Below are 14,554 nucleotides of genomic sequence, written 5' to 3'. Positions count from 1 at the left end.
TACAGTATGCGAAAGACAGTTTGATGATGATTCGGAAACATCGGACGAATTACGACGGCGGGAAGCGGCTGACGCTCTAATCCCACCGATGCAGGAAGGAAGGACCGGATTATGACGGACCGGCACCGGCCAAGCCACGAGGCTTCGCTTGCCCTCCTGGATACGCTGGCGGTGCGGTTTTCCGAGGATCCTCTGGTCGAACGCGGCACCATGTTCCGCAGCCCCGGCATGAAAGTGGGCGGGAAGATCTTCGCGTTCCTGGGCGGCAGCGACCGGCTGATCGTGAAGATCCCGCGGCACCGGGCGGAAGCGGCCGTTGCCGCCGGCGAAGCAGAGCCGGTCACCATGGGAACGCGGACCATGAAGGAATGGGTGGCCTACCCTGCAGTCTCCGACGATCCGGAGGAAACCGGGCAACGCTGGTCCCGTGCTGTCGATGAAGCCTACGCCTACGTGAAAAGTCTCCGGCCCGGGTGACGTTCGGGAAGCTATCGGCTAGTCGTCGGCTTCGCCGCCTTCTTGGCCGCCGCCTTCGCCGCCCTGTTCGTTGCCGCCTTCTTCACCGCCGCCGTCGTTCTCTTGCTCCTCGCCGTTGTTCTCGTTCTGTTCCTGCTGGACGTCCTGGTTGTTCCCTTCGTCCTCGCTGGGGTTGTCGCAGCCGGTCAGGAGCAGTGCGCACAGCGCCAGCAGCGTGGCGATGCCCTTGGAAATCTTGGTCGTCATGAGGCGTGCCTTTCGATAGTCGTTTGCTCAGGTCAGGGCCGCTGGGCGGATTCGAACAGTTCGATCAGGTTTCCCGCGGGGTCGGCGAGCAGGATTTGGCGCCCGCCAGGTCCGGCCACCACTTCGGTGCGAAACGAGAGGCCGGCATTGCGCAGCCGCTCGATCTCGGCGTCGAGGTCCTCAAAAATCAGGTGAATGCGGTTGCCTCCGGGAGCGGTGTAATCCGCCGGGGTGGCGCGGGCACCGGAGCTCGCGGGTCCGGAGAGCAGCAGCCGCAGCGGGCCGCGGACCACGTCCGCAAAGGCCGGTGCTTGCATGTTGACGGTGAAGCCGAGGTGCGCGGTGTAGAAGTCGACGGCGGCCTGAACGTCATCGACGAGGTACCGGACACTGGCGTATTCATTCGGTGCTGTCATGGCTTATTCTCCTTCGAACACGTCTTCAACACTCCCCTGTTGCGGTGATGATCGCAAGCGTATCGTTGAGCTAGCAGCATTCTTTATCGAGGTGAGCTGGCCATGACTGGCAGCGATTTGGGGACAACATTTTCGCGGCGGCAGTTCAACACTGCGGCGGCCTTAACCGTGCTTGGCGCCGCAGGCCTGCTCGGCGGCAGCCTCTCCAGGGCGGTGACGGCGGCAGGACCACGGCCGCTCGAGGTCAGCCTCGCCGCGGCCGTCCTCAACAGGGTCTACCGCATCACCACGCGGGAGCGCGCGCGGGTCACGGACGCGCCGAAGCACGAGTTCCGCGGCTTCTGGCTCTCCAGCGTGGTCAATATCGACTGGCCGTCCCGTTCCGGTCTGACCGCGGCCGTCCAGCAGGCCGAGCTCCGCGGCTGGCTGGACCTGGCCCGCAGCCGGAACCTGAATGCCGTGCTGCTGCAGGTCCGCCCGGCCGGCGACGTCTTCTGGCCGTCCAAGGTCGGCGAACCGTGGTCCCGCTACCTGACCGGCACCCAAGGGAGGAACCCCGGCTACGATCCGCTGGCCTACGCGGTCAGCCAGGCCCACGCCCGGAACCTGCACCTACACGCGTGGTTCAACCCGTTCCGAGCCGGCATGACCCCAAACCTGGCCGATCTGATCTCCTGGCACCCCGCGCGGAAGAACCCCAGCTGGACCTTCGCCTATGGCAGCCGCCGCTACTACAACCCCGGCATTCCCGCAGTACGCAGCTTCATCATCAAGGTGATTGCGGAAGTCGTGGCGAAGTACGACGTCGACGGCGTGCATCTGGACGACTACTTCTATCCCTATCCGGTCACCGGCCAAAGCATTCCGGACTCGGCCGCCTACAACGCCTACCGGCTGCCCGGTGAGAGCCTGGCGAACTTCCGGCGGCGCAGCGTGAACGTCTTTGTCCGCGACCTGAGCGCCAGGATCGCCGCCACCAAACCGCGGATGCTGTTCGGCATCAGCCCGTTCGGCATCTGGCGCAACCAGTCGACGGACAGCCGCGGCTCCGCGACCTCCGGGTTCCAGAGCTACGACGGCATCTTCGCCGACTCGCGGCTCTGGGTGAAGCAGGGCTGGCTGGACTATGTAGTGCCGCAGCTCTACTGGCACCAAGGCAATCCGGCCGCGGACTACAACACGCTGGTCAATTGGTGGTCGGCCCAGGTCAGCGGCACCAGCTGCAAGCTCTACATCGGCGAGGCCGCCTACAAGGTCGGCGACCCTGCCCAGGGCGCCGACTGGCAGGACCGGCGGGAGCTGTACAACCACACCGCCAAGTGCCGGGCGACGGCGCGGGTCAGCGGCCAGGTCTACTTCTCGGCCAAGTCCGTGCGGGCCAACAAGCTGGGCAGCATCACCCTGGTGAAGGACAAGTACTACAAGCGGGTGGCCATGACGCCGGTCATGTCCCATCTGGGCGCCCAGCGTCCCTACACCCCCGTGATCAGCAGTGCGCGCTGGAACGGCTCCGGCGTCGAGCTCATCTGGCGCGGCTCCAACAGCGGGACCCTGCCGCGGCATTACGCCATCTACCGCTGGGAAGCCAAGGCGGATTCCGCGGCCTTCATCCCCTCGCAGGCCGGGGCCCTGCGCCGCGTCCACCGCCGCCGCGGCAACCCCGAGAAATTCGTGGATACCGGAGCGGTGCGGGGACGCACGTACTGGTACGTCGTCGTCGGACTCAGCGACCTGATGGTCGAATCCGTCGCCGCTTCGGCAATCTTTATCCGCGCCTGAGAGGAACCTGAGGGTCAGCTGGTCCGCAACGGCCAGGGACGCCAGCCCTCCGGCACTTCCTGCAGCTTCAGCTCAGCCTCGCGGAGCCGGATCCCGGCGACGGCATCGGGCTCGCCCCTGCCGCCTTCCTCCCAGGAGCCGTCCGCCGCCGTCAACGCATATTCGCTCCACCCGCGCTGGCCCACCGGATACCGCTCGCCGTAGCCGCCGGCGGCGACCGCAAGCACCAGCCGCTCCAGCCGGTCGGCCTCTGATTCGGCAGTTTCGTCGCAGGCGTCGCAGCCGCAGGACGGGAAAATGAACTCGTGCAGCAGTCCGGCGTGCACCACCACGCCGGGGTAACTGGTAAACCCGATAGTCAGGACCGCGGCGCCAGGGTCGCGGGGACGAAGACGGACCGCTTCCCGCACCTCATCGGAGTGCACCAGCAGATCCGGCACGTGCTCAGGGGCAGGATCCACATCGACGTCGTATACCTCGCCAAGGTGCTCGATCAGCGCGCGGGCCACGGTGTGCAGTCCGGCGAAGCGCTCGGTATTGCTGTCCAGGCTGTAGGCCTCCGGCGGCGGGCCGTCCTCGCCCCACCTGCTCCCGTACGGAATGGGCGGCCCGTCCGGCGAGCTGAACTCCTGCACAGGCAGAGCCGGCCGGCTATACGGAGGTTGGCCTGGCGCCGGCTGCGCCGGCCGCAGCTGCATGGCGGGCAGGTTTTCTGCCTCTTCGCTTTCCCACTCCTGGATGACGGAGATGAAGCCCTGCAGCCACTCGGCATCGGCATCGCGGATCCGGGCGGGCAGGCCCTCGATCTCGAACTGCAGGTCATCGTTTCCGACGGTGGGTGAACTGCCCTCGAAAGTCCGCCACTGGGCGTCCGGCCTCAGGCTGGCCAGCACGTTTCCGGCGAACACTCCCGCCGCGGCTTCGAGCGCGCTGTCAGCGGCAATCCGGGCGCCGGATGAGTGCAGGAACTTCACGAGCCGGGCCGGATCGGATGCCAGCTGCCCTGCGCCCACGTCCTGTTCCTTGCAGAAGGCGAGGAACGGCGCGTACCCACGCGCGTGCCGGACCGGCCGCTGGACTTCGGACTCCGGCCGGTAAAGCGCCCGCGAGCGCTGCATCGGTTCAGGCAGTTCTACCGCAGGTCCCTCGAAAACATCCTCGTCTCCCATGACCAGATCCTAGCCGGTAGCTTCCGCTGCCGCAGTGGTGGGGCTAGTGCGCGTGGTGAGCACCGCCGTCGTTGGTTGGAACTGAACCGGCGGAGTAGCCCGGCTCGACCACAACGAACTGGCCCATCATGCCCTCGTCTTCGTGCAGCAGCAGGTGGCAGTGGAACATGTACGGCAGCTGCGGATCCGCGTAGTCCTCGAAGGTCATGATCAGCCGGTAGGTCTTCTGCGGCGACAGGTACACCGTGTCCTTCCGGCCGGCCAGGCGGGCGGGCGGGGCGTCGCCGTCGATGCTCAGGATCTGGAACTGCAAGTCGTGGATGTGGAAATTGTGCGGGAACAGGTTCTTGTTGCGCACCTCCCACACCTCGGTGGCGCCGACGGTGACGGTCTCGTCGATCCGGCCCATGTCCATGGTCCGGCCGTTGATCTTGCGTCCCTCGAGTTCGAAAGTGCGGGTCACGGAGGCGTCGAATTCGTCGATCCCGAATTCGCTCAGGGTCGGGGAAACAGCGGACGACGGCGCCAACTCGCCGGCGGCGCGCAACTCCAGGACGTCGAAGGAATCGTTGGCACCGAAGGCGAACGGCGCGGCCACGGCACCAAGGTCAGGCTCCGAGGAGCGCAGCATCGCCGTGCTTCCCGGTTCCATATCCACCACAATCTCGGCGCGCTCCCCCGGCGAGAGCTGGATGTTGCGCTGCAACAGCGGCGAGCGCAGCAGCCCGCCGTCGGTAGCCACCAGCTGGAACGGCCGGGCGTCCTCGAAACCGAAGTTGTAGATCCGCGCGGTGGAGCTGTTGAGCAGCCGGAGCCGAATCTTCTCGGTGGTCACGGTGTGGTGCGCGCCGATGGTCCCGTTGACCATGACCGTGCTGCCTAGCAGGCCGATCTCGTTGCCATCGTTCTGCAGGGTCAGCTGGCCGTCCTCGGTGAACTGCTTGTCCTGCACAATCACCGGGATGTCGTCCGCGCCGTACTCCGAGGGCAGGCCGGAAGCGGCGGTGTCTGCGTCGTCGAGGATGAACATGCCGGCGAGGCCGCGGTACACCTGGTCCTCGGTCTCGCCATGGGGATGCGGGTGGTACCAGAGGGTGGCGCCCGGCTGGTCGATCCGCCATGCGGGGCGCCAGGTACCGCCCGGTTCCACCTCCTGATGCGGGCCGCCGTCCATCGCCGCTGGCAGATGCATGCCGTGCCAGTGGACGCTGGTGGTGCGGTCCAGCTCGTTGGAGAAGTTCACGGCGACCTTCTCGCCGCGCTTGGCCCGGAGCGTGGGGCCGAGGAAGCTGCCGTTGAAGCCCATGGTTTCGGTGGCGGAAGCGGTGGGGGAAGCTCCAGTGGAGAAGTCGGTAGTGCCGGACCGGGCCGTCAGGTCGAAAACCCTGGTGCCGTCGTCGTCAATCCTGGATTCGGCCAACGGCGGGATGTGCAGCGGCTGGTCGAAGTCCGCCGGCATGGTCACTTCCGAAATTGACCCGCAGCCGGCGAGCGCCAGCATTACCGCAGCGCCGAGCGCCAGGAGTTTGGGAACGCGCTTTTTCATCGGGCCACTCCAACCCGGCCTCGCCGCAACTCCTGCACGCCCCACGCCAACAGGCCGGCGACCAGCCCGTAGAACGCGTTGGTCAGTACCAGCGGCAGGAGGACGAACGGCATCGTCAGCGGCCCCTGCAGCTCGCCGGTCAGGATCGGCGTCAGGAGGGCGCTGATGACCACCAGGTAGACCGCGTAGGCCACGCCGGCCAGCACGAGCGTCAGGACAGGGCGGCCGACGTTGCCCAGTCCGACAATCAGGATCCAGGCCAGCGCGGTCGCGAGGATCAGGACCGGGGCCACGGCCCGCACGCCAAGCGCCTCGGCAACACCGGTCAGGTGGGTGAGGGGATGGATGAGGCCCAGGGCGCCAAGCCCCAGAATCAGCGGCCAGTGCAGCGAAGATTTATGTGTTTGTTCCATGACTTCAACGCTAGGAAGTGGGCGGGCCGGCCACATCGGCCTCCTGCCGTCACTTGCGGTAGTCAGTTGTGTGCCGGGGTGTCGTTGAAAAGCGACAATGGAATACAGCCGCAGGCGGACGCGCCCCGGCGGCAAGGCTCCTACGATGGCAAGCATGGACAAACCTGCCAGGACCGAAGAGGCCCATCCCCGGCTGGTCGATGCCCTGCTGGCGGTCGGCATGGCGCTGGCAGTCTCGGTGGTCATCGCCGCGGATCTGGAAGGCACGGGGCAGGCCCAGCCGGCGGCGTATCTGTTCGCGCTCTGCTTCGGCCTGCTGATGCTGGCCCGGCGGCGCTTCCCGCGGACAGTTCTGGCGGTGACCATTTTCGGCATCTTCGCCTATTACGCGCTCGGTTACCCGCCCATCGGCATCTCGCTGCCTGCCGTGGCCGCCGCCTATTCCGCCGCCGAGGCAAACCACACGCGCTGGGCCGCCGGCGCCGGCGCAGTCCTGATCGCCGTCTCCGCCTACTTCCGCATCAAGGAAGGCCAGCCCACTGCGTACCTGGTCAGCTACGAACTCATCACCAACATTGCCCTCATCGCCGCGGCGATCGCCCTCGGCGTGACGGTGCGGATGCGCCGCGAGTCCCGCGCCCAGCAATCGCGTCTGAACCTGCTCACCGCCGCCCAGCACGCGCGCGAAGCCGAGCAGCGCATCCACGACGAACGAATGCGCATGGCCCGGGACCTGCATGACGTCATCGGTCACACCATGTCCGTCATCTCGGTCCACAGCAACGTAGCCGCAGAAGCAATAGGGAACGACGACGGCGCCGCCACCCGCGCCATCGAACAGATCCGCACGGCTACTTCGGAGACGATGAAAGAGCTGCGCTCTACGGTCAAGCTGCTGCGCTCCCCGGAGTCCGGCAACGGCCGCACCGCGGTGGGCCTCGACGGTGTGGAGCAACTCTTTGGCTCGGCGCGAGAAACAGGGCTTGAGGTGGATGCCGCCGTCACGGTGGCTCCCGGCGAGCTGTCCGGCACTATCGAGGCGGCGGCCTACCGCATCCTCCAGGAGTCGCTGACCAACGTGATCCGGCACGCCAATGCCTCCAGCGTGAAGGTCACGGCCGGTGTGGAATACGGAGTACTTCGGCTCCAAATAGTAGACAACGGCCATGGGTCCGCGACGGCGGAGGCCGGGGTAACCGCTGACCATACCGGCCACGGGCTGATCGGCATGCGGGAGCGTGCCACCCAGCTCGGCGGCTACCTCAGTGCGGAGAAGACCTCGGCAGGATTTGTGGTCCGCGCGCAATTACCCGCGAGACTGGAACCATGATCCGGATAGTGCTGGTCGACGACCAGGAACTGGTGCGCACAGGACTGCGCACTCTCGCCGAGCGCGACGGCGACATCGAGGCCGTGGCGGAGGCCGACAACGGCAAGACCGGACTGGACGCCGTCCGCCGGCACAAGCCCGACGTTGTGCTCATGGACATCCGGATGCCCGTCATGGACGGTCTGGAAGCGACGTCGAAGATCATCGCCGACAAGTCCCTGGCCGGCGTGCGCGTCCTGATCCTGACCACCTTCGACGAGGACGAGAACGTTTTCGATGCCATCCGGATCGGCGCCGCCGGATACCTGCTCAAGGACATCTCGCCCACCGAACTCCGCCGCGCTATCCGTGTCGTGGCCGAGGGTGAGTCTCTGCTCTCGCCCTCGATCACCCGCAAGGTTATGCAGTCCCTGGCCAGCGGTGCTGCGCTGAAGGTCGATAACCGGCCCCTGCAGAACCTGACGGATCGCGAGCGCGAAGTCCTCGCCCAGATCGGCCGCGGCCTGTCCAACGACGAACTGGCGCAGAAGCTGTTTATCAGCCCCGCGACCGCCCGCACCTATGTAAGCCGTTTGCTGGCGAAGCTGCATGCCCGCGACCGTGCACAGCTGGTAGTCCTCGCTTACGAAACAGGTCTGGTCTCGCCGGGGTCAGCCGAAAGGTAAGACCAGGAGAACCGTCGCGTCCACTTGCGCGGCGTCGACCGCCCCGAACTGCCGGGAGTCCACGGACTCAAGCCTGTTGTCTCCCATCAGGATGACGTGGAAATTAGGCGACCCCGATTCCAATAACCCTATGACCGCGGCCCCCGTTACACACACGTACCAACAGAGGATTGAGCGGCTTATCCCGTTGCCAGGCCGCCTTCAACGCCTTGCAACGGGCTAACCTCTGCCGCTGCCGGACGCCCAAGGTTGGTTCAAGAACCAACCAATAACATCTACCCATGCATTCTTCCGCGTTTCAGGACGGACCGCAGATGCCTCGAACCCGTGCAGCTCAGCACCGTGACTACTGCTCTCCAAGTACGGATATCGATGTCCTGGAGTACTGCAACGGATTGTTAGCGGATGCCCCCAAGAGGGCCAAAGTACGTCTGGATCTGCTTCTGGAGCGGACCTACCGCGTGATTACAGCGCAGGCAAAACGAAGTTTTGAAGCTGCCGGGGATCATTACACCGCCTCGGCCTTTCAGGAACTGCTCAACAGGCCGGATTTCCGTGGACCAATGGCGTGGGACTTCTTGGCCGACTCACCGCCCAGAATTGCCGTCCGAATGCGGATCAGCAGCCTCTTGCGGTCGGAATGGGTGCGTGACGCGCTACTTAGGAACGTAAATGTCGATGCAGCCACCGTTCAGGAGCTGGTGACGGCATACCACTCACACGCCCATGCTCCGAATCTTGTCCCCAAGCACCGCCAAGGAGCATTGCTGCCGTTTCTGTTCAAACGGAAGACAGGTCGGCAGACGTGATGGAATAAGACCGTGGACACGAGTATGCAGCGGACTGAATTGACTCCCGGGATCGAAAGCCTGAATCAGGCGTACAGGGAAGCAACAGATGCACTAGTAATGGAAGACCGCGAAGCTAATCAACGCGTCCTAGACCTGCTCCAAGTCTGGTGGGACGTACTCAGCGACGATTTCCAGTTCGCGGAAACCCATGCCGACAACTTCCTTGCGAACGACCAGCAGGTTTTGGATTACCGCACGACCATCGAGCAACTGGCCACAGCTATACGTCAACGCGACTCAGTCAACATTGAGTTATGGAGCGAGAAGTTGCTCGCACTTCTCGACCGCTACTTGCGGAGGGTGGAGAAGAGCGCCAAAGAACGGGAAGGCAGGTTCAGTGGCGACCAAGGTGGTCCGAGGGCAGCTGCCGCTGCCCAGGTTCGCAACGACCGGAGAACCGTTGGCTTGGTGATAGAGCGCCTTGAACAGATGGAACTATCGCATCGGCTACGGGTGGCCACGCGAGAGGCCGGTGCAGCAGTGCGAGAGGCACAGAAGGCGGCGGAAGATGCGCGCAACGCTGCGGGCTTCGCTGCAGGGTCTAAGCTGACCAAACAGTTCAACGACCTCGCTGACACGGAATCGAAATCGGCAAAGAAGTTTCGTTTTTGGACGATCGTCACTATCATTGCTGCGGTCCTTTTGTCCTTCTACTTTGGTCCGGACAAGGATGCCGAAACGGGCCACGCCCTTTTCCGAATTGCGCTCCTCGCTGGTGTGCTCGGCCTGGCCACTTATCTCGGACGCCAGGCCGCGCATCACCGAAATTTAAGCACTTGGGCGGCAACCATCAAGGTCCAGCTACTGACGTTCGACGGATACGTAGATCCCGTGGGCGACGAGACGCTGAGGGACCAGATGCGAGTCGCTTTTGCAGCGCGCGTATTCGGCTCCGCGCCAGAAGGCAAGGACGAGCCGAGTCCAACCCTTATCTCGCCGGTGGGCGAGCTGGTGGCTCAATTCGCACGGGGTGGGCAGGGCGCGAAACCCTAGCGGAGCGGGCACTCCCCCAGCCCTATTTGAGACTGCGGCAGAGCGCCAGGTAACGTGCGCCTGCTGTTTCAATCAACTGGACAGCCTCATGCAACAAGACCGCAAGCATCCCATACCTGATGGTGACTCTGAACGTTGCCCCCGTTTCGGTACGGGTTTCGGCTAGCTCGTCGAGCTGGTGAGAGGCCAGCTGCGCCCAAAGCTTTCCGTGGGCGTGGCCGCTAGCCAGTTGCCATGCTGAGAGCCACGGCATGATTACATTCTCGTGATAACGTTCAAGCTCTTTCAGCATTCCCGTCATGGTCGGCATTCGTCCTTCTTTACCCAGCGGCTCCCACGCCCCAAGCTCTGCAATCTCGGCGACTTCATGCAGGCGCTCCCGGTAACTTTCCTGCCAAGCCTTCCAACGAGGCTCCCCAACCGACTGACGAAGCGCCGCCCCGTTCCTCACTTCGTCCACCTCGAGCATGATCCTCCTCTTAACCCGAAGAGTGGAACTGCCCGGCTCGAACAGCCAAAGCCCAGTGGCTGCACAATCTAAAGCGTTGCGCACCAGAGCATAGGCACCATAAGGGCCAGCGGTGATTGATATCGCCTTATCCTCCTCTCGGAGGATCATGTGCCCCAGGGATTCCAAGCAGCCGAGAGCCGCAAGGAGCTGACCATAGCCGTAGCTCGATACGGGATAATGTGGCGTTCGGGAATCATCGGCGGCCAGCTTTGACCTTGGTTCCACGTCGACATGTTGTTCAATCGCATGGCTAAGCTTCTCCACCCGTTTGAGTAACTGCCAAACATACCTGCTGTACTCAATTTCGTCAGGGTCAGTCTCCGGGAAATGTTCAGTGGGCACGAACGTGAGTCTAGAGCACTGGCAGGTCTAGGCACTCCCCCAGCCCGCCGCGCCGGTAGGTCTAGCTGGTCACCGTCATGTACGCGCCAGGCCGTGCTCGAGAATCCGCCCGGGAGAACCGCCCGTACTAAACGTGCCCGCCGAGGGCAGGCAGCCGGGAGCTACCTCTCAGCGACAGCCATCGCTGTAGCCAGGTCGCCGTCGTGGCTCATAGACAGGTGCCAGAACTTCGCACCCTTGGCTTCGGCCGCCGCCGCCACGGTCCCGGAGAACTCGGGGTACGGATCTCCGCCGTCGTCAATGCATATTGTGCAGTCCTGCCAGTTCATCCCTGCGGGTGCTCCGAGCGCCTTGGCAATGGCTTCCTTGGCGGCAAAACGTGCTGCCAGGGAGCGCGTATTCAACACCCGCTCGGCGGGCGTGAACAACCGGTCCACCAGTCCCGGTGTCCGCTCCAGCTGCTTCCGGAAGCGCGACACCTCCACCACATCAACGCCGATTCCCACGATCATGTTTCAAACCTATCCTCACAGCGGCCGCTCAGGCCTTGAATGAACAATAGCTGCCCGTTGGGAGATCCCATCGGACAGCTATTGTTTACGTCAGTAATGGCTTGCAGCCTCTACTCGACGGTGACGCTCTTGGCCAGGTTGCGCGGCTGGTCCACGTCGTAGCCCTTGGCATTGGCCAGTTCGCACGCGAAGATCTGCAGCGGCACGGTGGCCAGCAGCGGTGCGAGCAGCGTCGGGGTCTCCGGGATGTAGAAGACGTGCTCTGCGTAGGCCTTGACCGCTTCGTCGCCCTCTTCGGCGATGACGATGGTCTTGGCGCCGCGGGCCCGGATCTCCTGGATGTTGGAGACTACCTTGGAGTGCAGCGAGTGGCGTCCGCGCGGCGAGGGCACGACGACGAAGACCGGCTGGCCTTCCTCGATCAGCGCGATCGGGCCGTGCTTGAGCTCGCCGGCGGCGAAGCCTTCGGCGTGGATGTAGGCCAGTTCCTTGAGCTTCAGCGCGCCTTCCATGGCTACCGGGAAGCCGACGTGGCGGCCCAGGAACAGCACGGAGCGGGTCTCGGCCATTTCGCGGGCCAGCTTCTTGATCTGGTCCGCGTTGTCCAGGACGGACTGGATCTTGGCCGGGATGGCGGCCAGGTCGGAGAGGATGTCCTTGATCTCGCCCTGGAACTTGATGCCGCGCAGCTGCGCCAGGTACAGGCCCAGCAGGTAAGCGGCGGTGATCTGCGCCAGGAACGCCTTGGTGGAGGCAACAGCGATCTCCGGGCCGGCGTGCGTATAGAGCACCGCGTCGGATTCACGCGGAATTGTGGAGCCGTTGGTGTTGCAGATCGCCAAAGTCTTGGCGCCCTGTTCCTTGGCGTAGCGCACGGCCATCAGGGTGTCCATGGTCTCGCCGGACTGGGACATCGAGACGATCAGGGTGCGCTCGTCCACGATCGGGTCGCGGTAGCGGAACTCGTGGCTGAGCTCCACCTCGGTGGGGATCCGGACCCAGTGCTCGATGGCGTACTTCGCCACCTGCCCGGCGTACGCGGAGGTACCGCAGGCGAGCACGATGATCTTGTTGACGTTCTTCAGTTCTGCCGGGTCGATCCGGACCTCGTCCAGCGTGAGCCGGCCATCGGCGTCGGAGCGGCCCAGCAGGGTCTGGCCCACGGCCTCGGGCTGGTCGTTGATTTCCTTCTCCATGAAGGAGGGGAAGCCGCCCTTTTCCGCGGCGGCAGCGTCCCAGTCCACGTGGAATTCGGTACCTTCGGCCGGCTTGCCGAAGAAGTCGGTGATCTCGAAGCTGTCCGGGGTGATGGTGACAATCTGGTCCTGGCCCAGTTCCACCGCGCGGCGGGTGAAGTCGATGAAGCCGGACACGTCGGAGCCGAGGAAGTTCTCGTTCTCGCCCAGGCCGACTACCAGCGGCGAGTTGCGGCGGGCGGCGACGACGACGTCGGGCTCATCGGCGTGGATGGCCAGCAGCGTGAACGCACCTTCCAATTTCTGGCAGGCCTGCTGCATGGCCTCGGCCAGGACGGCCTTGCCGCCGCTGGTCTTAACCAGCGAGCGGTAGATGTCGCCAAGCAATACGGCGGCTACTTCGGTGTCCGTTTCCGAGAGGAAGGTGTGGCCCTTGGCCAGCAGCGATCCCTTGACCTCGGCGAAGTTTTCGATGATGCCGTTGTGGATGACGGCGAGCTTGCCGTCATCGGCCAGGTGCGGGTGGGCGTTCTGGTCGGTCGGCCCGCCGTGCGTGGCCCAGCGGGTGTGGCCAATGCCGGTCAGCGACACCGGCAGCGGACGCTCTTCCAGCTCGGTGACCAAATTGCTCAGCTTGCCGGACTTCTTGCGGGACTCAATCCCGCCGTCGGCAATAACGGCAACGCCGGCAGAGTCATACCCGCGGTACTCCAGGCGCCGCAGTCCTTCCAGCACCACGTCGAGGGCGCTGTGGCTGTCAATTCCAGGAGCAAGATCAGCATTGCTGCTTCCGGCCGGCAAGTCGCGGCGGCCTACATAACCTACGATTCCACACATGCCATAAAGCGTACCTGCCCCACCGCCGGAGAGTCGCACCGGACGGGCATGAAACGCGGCACCACCAGCTAGCACCATATTCCGGCCGCCGGGTATACGTCGTCTTGATTTTGGGTAATGTGCCGCCCAACAGGCACAATTCGTTAAGTGAGTGAAGAGACACCGAAGACGGCGTCGTCCAATGGTGAGAGTAACGTCACACCTTTTGTCGAGCTGGACCGGCAAACATGGTCCCGGCTTTCCAACGAGATTGAACAGCCCCTCAACCAGGAAGACATCGAGCGGCTGCGCGGTCTGGGCGAACAACTGAACATGGACGAGGTCCGCGAGGTCTACCTCCCGCTGTCCCGGCTGCTGAACCTCTACGTGGGAGCAGCCGGCGAGCTGCACAAAGCCACCACCACCTTCCTGGGCGAACAGACCCGCCGCACTCCCTTTGTCATCGGCGTCGCCGGTTCGGTCGCCGTCGGTAAATCCACCACCGCCCGAGTGCTGCGCGAGATGCTCCGGCGCTGGGAGGGCACCCCCAACGTCGAGTTGATTACCACGGACGGTTTCCTCTATCCCAACGAGGAGCTGGAGCGCCGCGGCCTGATGGACCGCAAGGGCTTCCCAGAGTCCTACAACCGCCGTGCGCTGCTGCGCTTTGTCAGCGAGGTCAAGTCCGGCGCCGAGGAAGTCCGGGCCCCCTGGTACTCGCACCTGACCTACAACATTGTCCCGGGCAAGGAAATTGTGGTCCGCCGTCCCGACGTGCTGATCGTCGAGGGGCTGAACGTGCTGCAGCCGGCCCGGCCCCGCGCAGACGGCCGCTCCGGCCTGGCGCTGAGCGATTTCTTTGACTTCTCCATTTATGTGGACGCCAAGACCTCGTATATTGAACAGTGGTATGTCAACCGGTTCCAAAAGCTGCGCACCTCCGCGTTCGCGAATCCGGAATCGTATTTCCACCGCTACGCCTCGCTGACGGACGAGGAAGCCGTGGAAACGGCGCTGAGCATCTGGCGCCGCATCAATGAGCCGAACCTGGAGCAGAACGTGCTTCCCACCCGGGGCCGGGCACAACTGGTGCTCACCAAGGACGCGGACCACTCGGTCCGCCGAATGCTGCTGCGGAAGACCTGAGATGAACAGCAGGACTGCCATCAGGACAATGACCATGGCCGCGGTCCTTGCCGTTCTTGCCGGCTGCGCGGGTCCTTCCCCTGAACCTTCCAACCAAAGTACGACGGCGTCATCCGCAGTTACGTCGTCACCCTCGCCTTCGGGGG

At 64.3% G+C, this 14,554-nt stretch carries 16 protein-coding genes; 7 read left to right on the top strand and 9 right to left on the bottom strand.

The genetic code is table 11. The annotated features are described in order from the left end of the window. The first annotated feature begins 111 nt into the window (after window positions 1–111). Window positions 112–477, top strand: coding sequence for a TfoX/Sxy family protein (locus AC3A4M_RS01550; protein ID WP_498733434.1), 366 nt, complete (start codon window positions 112–114; stop codon window positions 475–477). Window positions 478–495: 18 nt separating this feature from the next. Here the strand turns inward: AC3A4M_RS01550 and AC3A4M_RS01545 are convergent, their stop codons facing one another. Continuing rightward, the gene (locus AC3A4M_RS01545; RefSeq protein ID WP_498733432.1) at window positions 496–723 is read right to left on the bottom strand and encodes a hypothetical protein; all 228 of its coding nucleotides are present in this window, start codon (window positions 721–723) and stop codon (window positions 496–498) included. Window positions 724–755: 32 nt separating this feature from the next. Next, the gene (locus tag AC3A4M_RS01540; RefSeq protein ID WP_498733430.1) at window positions 756–1,139 is read right to left on the bottom strand and encodes a VOC family protein; all 384 of its coding nucleotides are present in this window, start codon (window positions 1,137–1,139) and stop codon (window positions 756–758) included. A 102-nt stretch (window positions 1,140–1,241) separates the two neighbouring features. Here AC3A4M_RS01540 and AC3A4M_RS01535 point away from each other — a divergent pair, with 102 nt between their 5' ends. Further along, window positions 1,242–2,918 (top strand): glycoside hydrolase family 10-like protein, encoded by a 1,677-nt coding sequence (locus AC3A4M_RS01535; protein ID WP_498733428.1) that lies wholly within the window; start codon window positions 1,242–1,244, stop codon window positions 2,916–2,918. 14 nt (window positions 2,919–2,932) lie between these two features. Here the strand turns inward: AC3A4M_RS01535 and AC3A4M_RS01530 are convergent, their stop codons facing one another. Genes AC3A4M_RS01530 through AC3A4M_RS01520 form a run of 3 tightly spaced genes read right to left on the bottom strand, consistent with a single transcriptional unit; the run spans window position 2,933 to window position 6,046 of the window. After that, the gene (locus tag AC3A4M_RS01530) at window positions 2,933–4,087 is read right to left on the bottom strand and encodes a DUF6226 family protein (RefSeq protein ID WP_498733426.1); all 1,155 of its coding nucleotides are present in this window, start codon (window positions 4,085–4,087) and stop codon (window positions 2,933–2,935) included. A 43-nt stretch (window positions 4,088–4,130) separates the two neighbouring features. After that, complete coding sequence (locus AC3A4M_RS01525; RefSeq protein WP_498733424.1) at window positions 4,131–5,633, bottom strand: multicopper oxidase family protein; 1,503 nt, start codon at window positions 5,631–5,633, stop codon at window positions 4,131–4,133. Beyond that, entirely contained in the window at window positions 5,630–6,046 is a 417-nt protein-coding gene (locus AC3A4M_RS01520) for a hypothetical protein (protein WP_498733422.1), read from the bottom strand. The genes AC3A4M_RS01525 and AC3A4M_RS01520 overlap by 4 nt, the downstream gene beginning before the upstream one ends. A gap of 154 nt (window positions 6,047–6,200) precedes the next feature. Between AC3A4M_RS01520 and AC3A4M_RS01515 the strand changes: the two genes are divergently transcribed. Both AC3A4M_RS01515 and AC3A4M_RS01510 read left to right on the top strand, forming a co-directional pair. Next, on the top strand, window positions 6,201–7,376 hold the full coding sequence (locus AC3A4M_RS01515) for a sensor histidine kinase (protein WP_498733420.1): 1,176 nt from the start codon (window positions 6,201–6,203) through the stop codon (window positions 7,374–7,376). Beyond that, the gene (locus AC3A4M_RS01510) at window positions 7,373–8,041 is read left to right on the top strand and encodes a response regulator transcription factor (RefSeq protein ID WP_498733418.1); all 669 of its coding nucleotides are present in this window, start codon (window positions 7,373–7,375) and stop codon (window positions 8,039–8,041) included. Before AC3A4M_RS01515 ends, AC3A4M_RS01510 begins: the two co-directional genes overlap by 4 nt. Here the strand turns inward: AC3A4M_RS01510 and AC3A4M_RS01505 are convergent. After that, entirely contained in the window at window positions 8,027–8,197 is a 171-nt protein-coding gene (locus AC3A4M_RS01505) for a S26 family signal peptidase (protein ID WP_498733416.1), read from the bottom strand. The two genes, AC3A4M_RS01510 and AC3A4M_RS01505, sit on opposite strands and share 15 nt — an antisense overlap. A gap of 125 nt (window positions 8,198–8,322) precedes the next feature. Here AC3A4M_RS01505 and AC3A4M_RS01500 point away from each other — a divergent pair, with 125 nt between their 5' ends. Together AC3A4M_RS01500 and AC3A4M_RS01495 are read left to right on the top strand one after the other, a co-directional pair. Beyond that, a complete protein-coding gene (locus AC3A4M_RS01500; RefSeq protein WP_498733414.1) occupies window positions 8,323–8,850 on the top strand; it encodes a hypothetical protein in 528 nt (175 codons plus the stop codon). Window positions 8,851–8,949: 99 nt separating this feature from the next. Next, window positions 8,950–9,885, top strand: a complete 936-nt coding sequence (locus tag AC3A4M_RS01495) for a hypothetical protein (protein WP_498733412.1) — start codon at window positions 8,950–8,952, stop codon at window positions 9,883–9,885. A gap of 22 nt (window positions 9,886–9,907) precedes the next feature. On the opposite strand, the gene AC3A4M_RS01490 is transcribed toward AC3A4M_RS01495, so the two are convergent. The 3 genes from AC3A4M_RS01490 to glmS form a co-directional block, all read right to left on the bottom strand. Continuing rightward, window positions 9,908–10,738 (bottom strand): hypothetical protein, encoded by an 831-nt coding sequence (locus tag AC3A4M_RS01490; protein WP_498733410.1) that lies wholly within the window; start codon window positions 10,736–10,738, stop codon window positions 9,908–9,910. A gap of 161 nt (window positions 10,739–10,899) precedes the next feature. Further along, window positions 10,900–11,250, bottom strand: a complete 351-nt coding sequence (locus tag AC3A4M_RS01485; RefSeq protein WP_498733408.1) for a holo-ACP synthase — start codon at window positions 11,248–11,250, stop codon at window positions 10,900–10,902. A 110-nt stretch (window positions 11,251–11,360) separates the two neighbouring features. Next, a complete protein-coding gene (gene glmS / locus AC3A4M_RS01480) occupies window positions 11,361–13,283 on the bottom strand; it encodes a glutamine--fructose-6-phosphate transaminase (isomerizing) (RefSeq protein ID WP_498733406.1) in 1,923 nt (640 codons plus the stop codon). Window positions 13,284–13,430: 147 nt separating this feature from the next. Between glmS and coaA the strand changes: the two genes are divergently transcribed. Next, window positions 13,431–14,408 (top strand): type I pantothenate kinase, encoded by a 978-nt coding sequence (coaA, locus tag AC3A4M_RS01475; protein WP_498733404.1) that lies wholly within the window; start codon window positions 13,431–13,433, stop codon window positions 14,406–14,408. The last annotated feature ends 146 nt before the right edge of the window (window positions 14,409–14,554 follow it).

The sequence above is a fragment of the Arthrobacter sp. Soil_C_60 genome (genome assembly GCF_057656375.1).
This window is presented reverse-complemented; position numbering and strand designations above follow the sequence as displayed.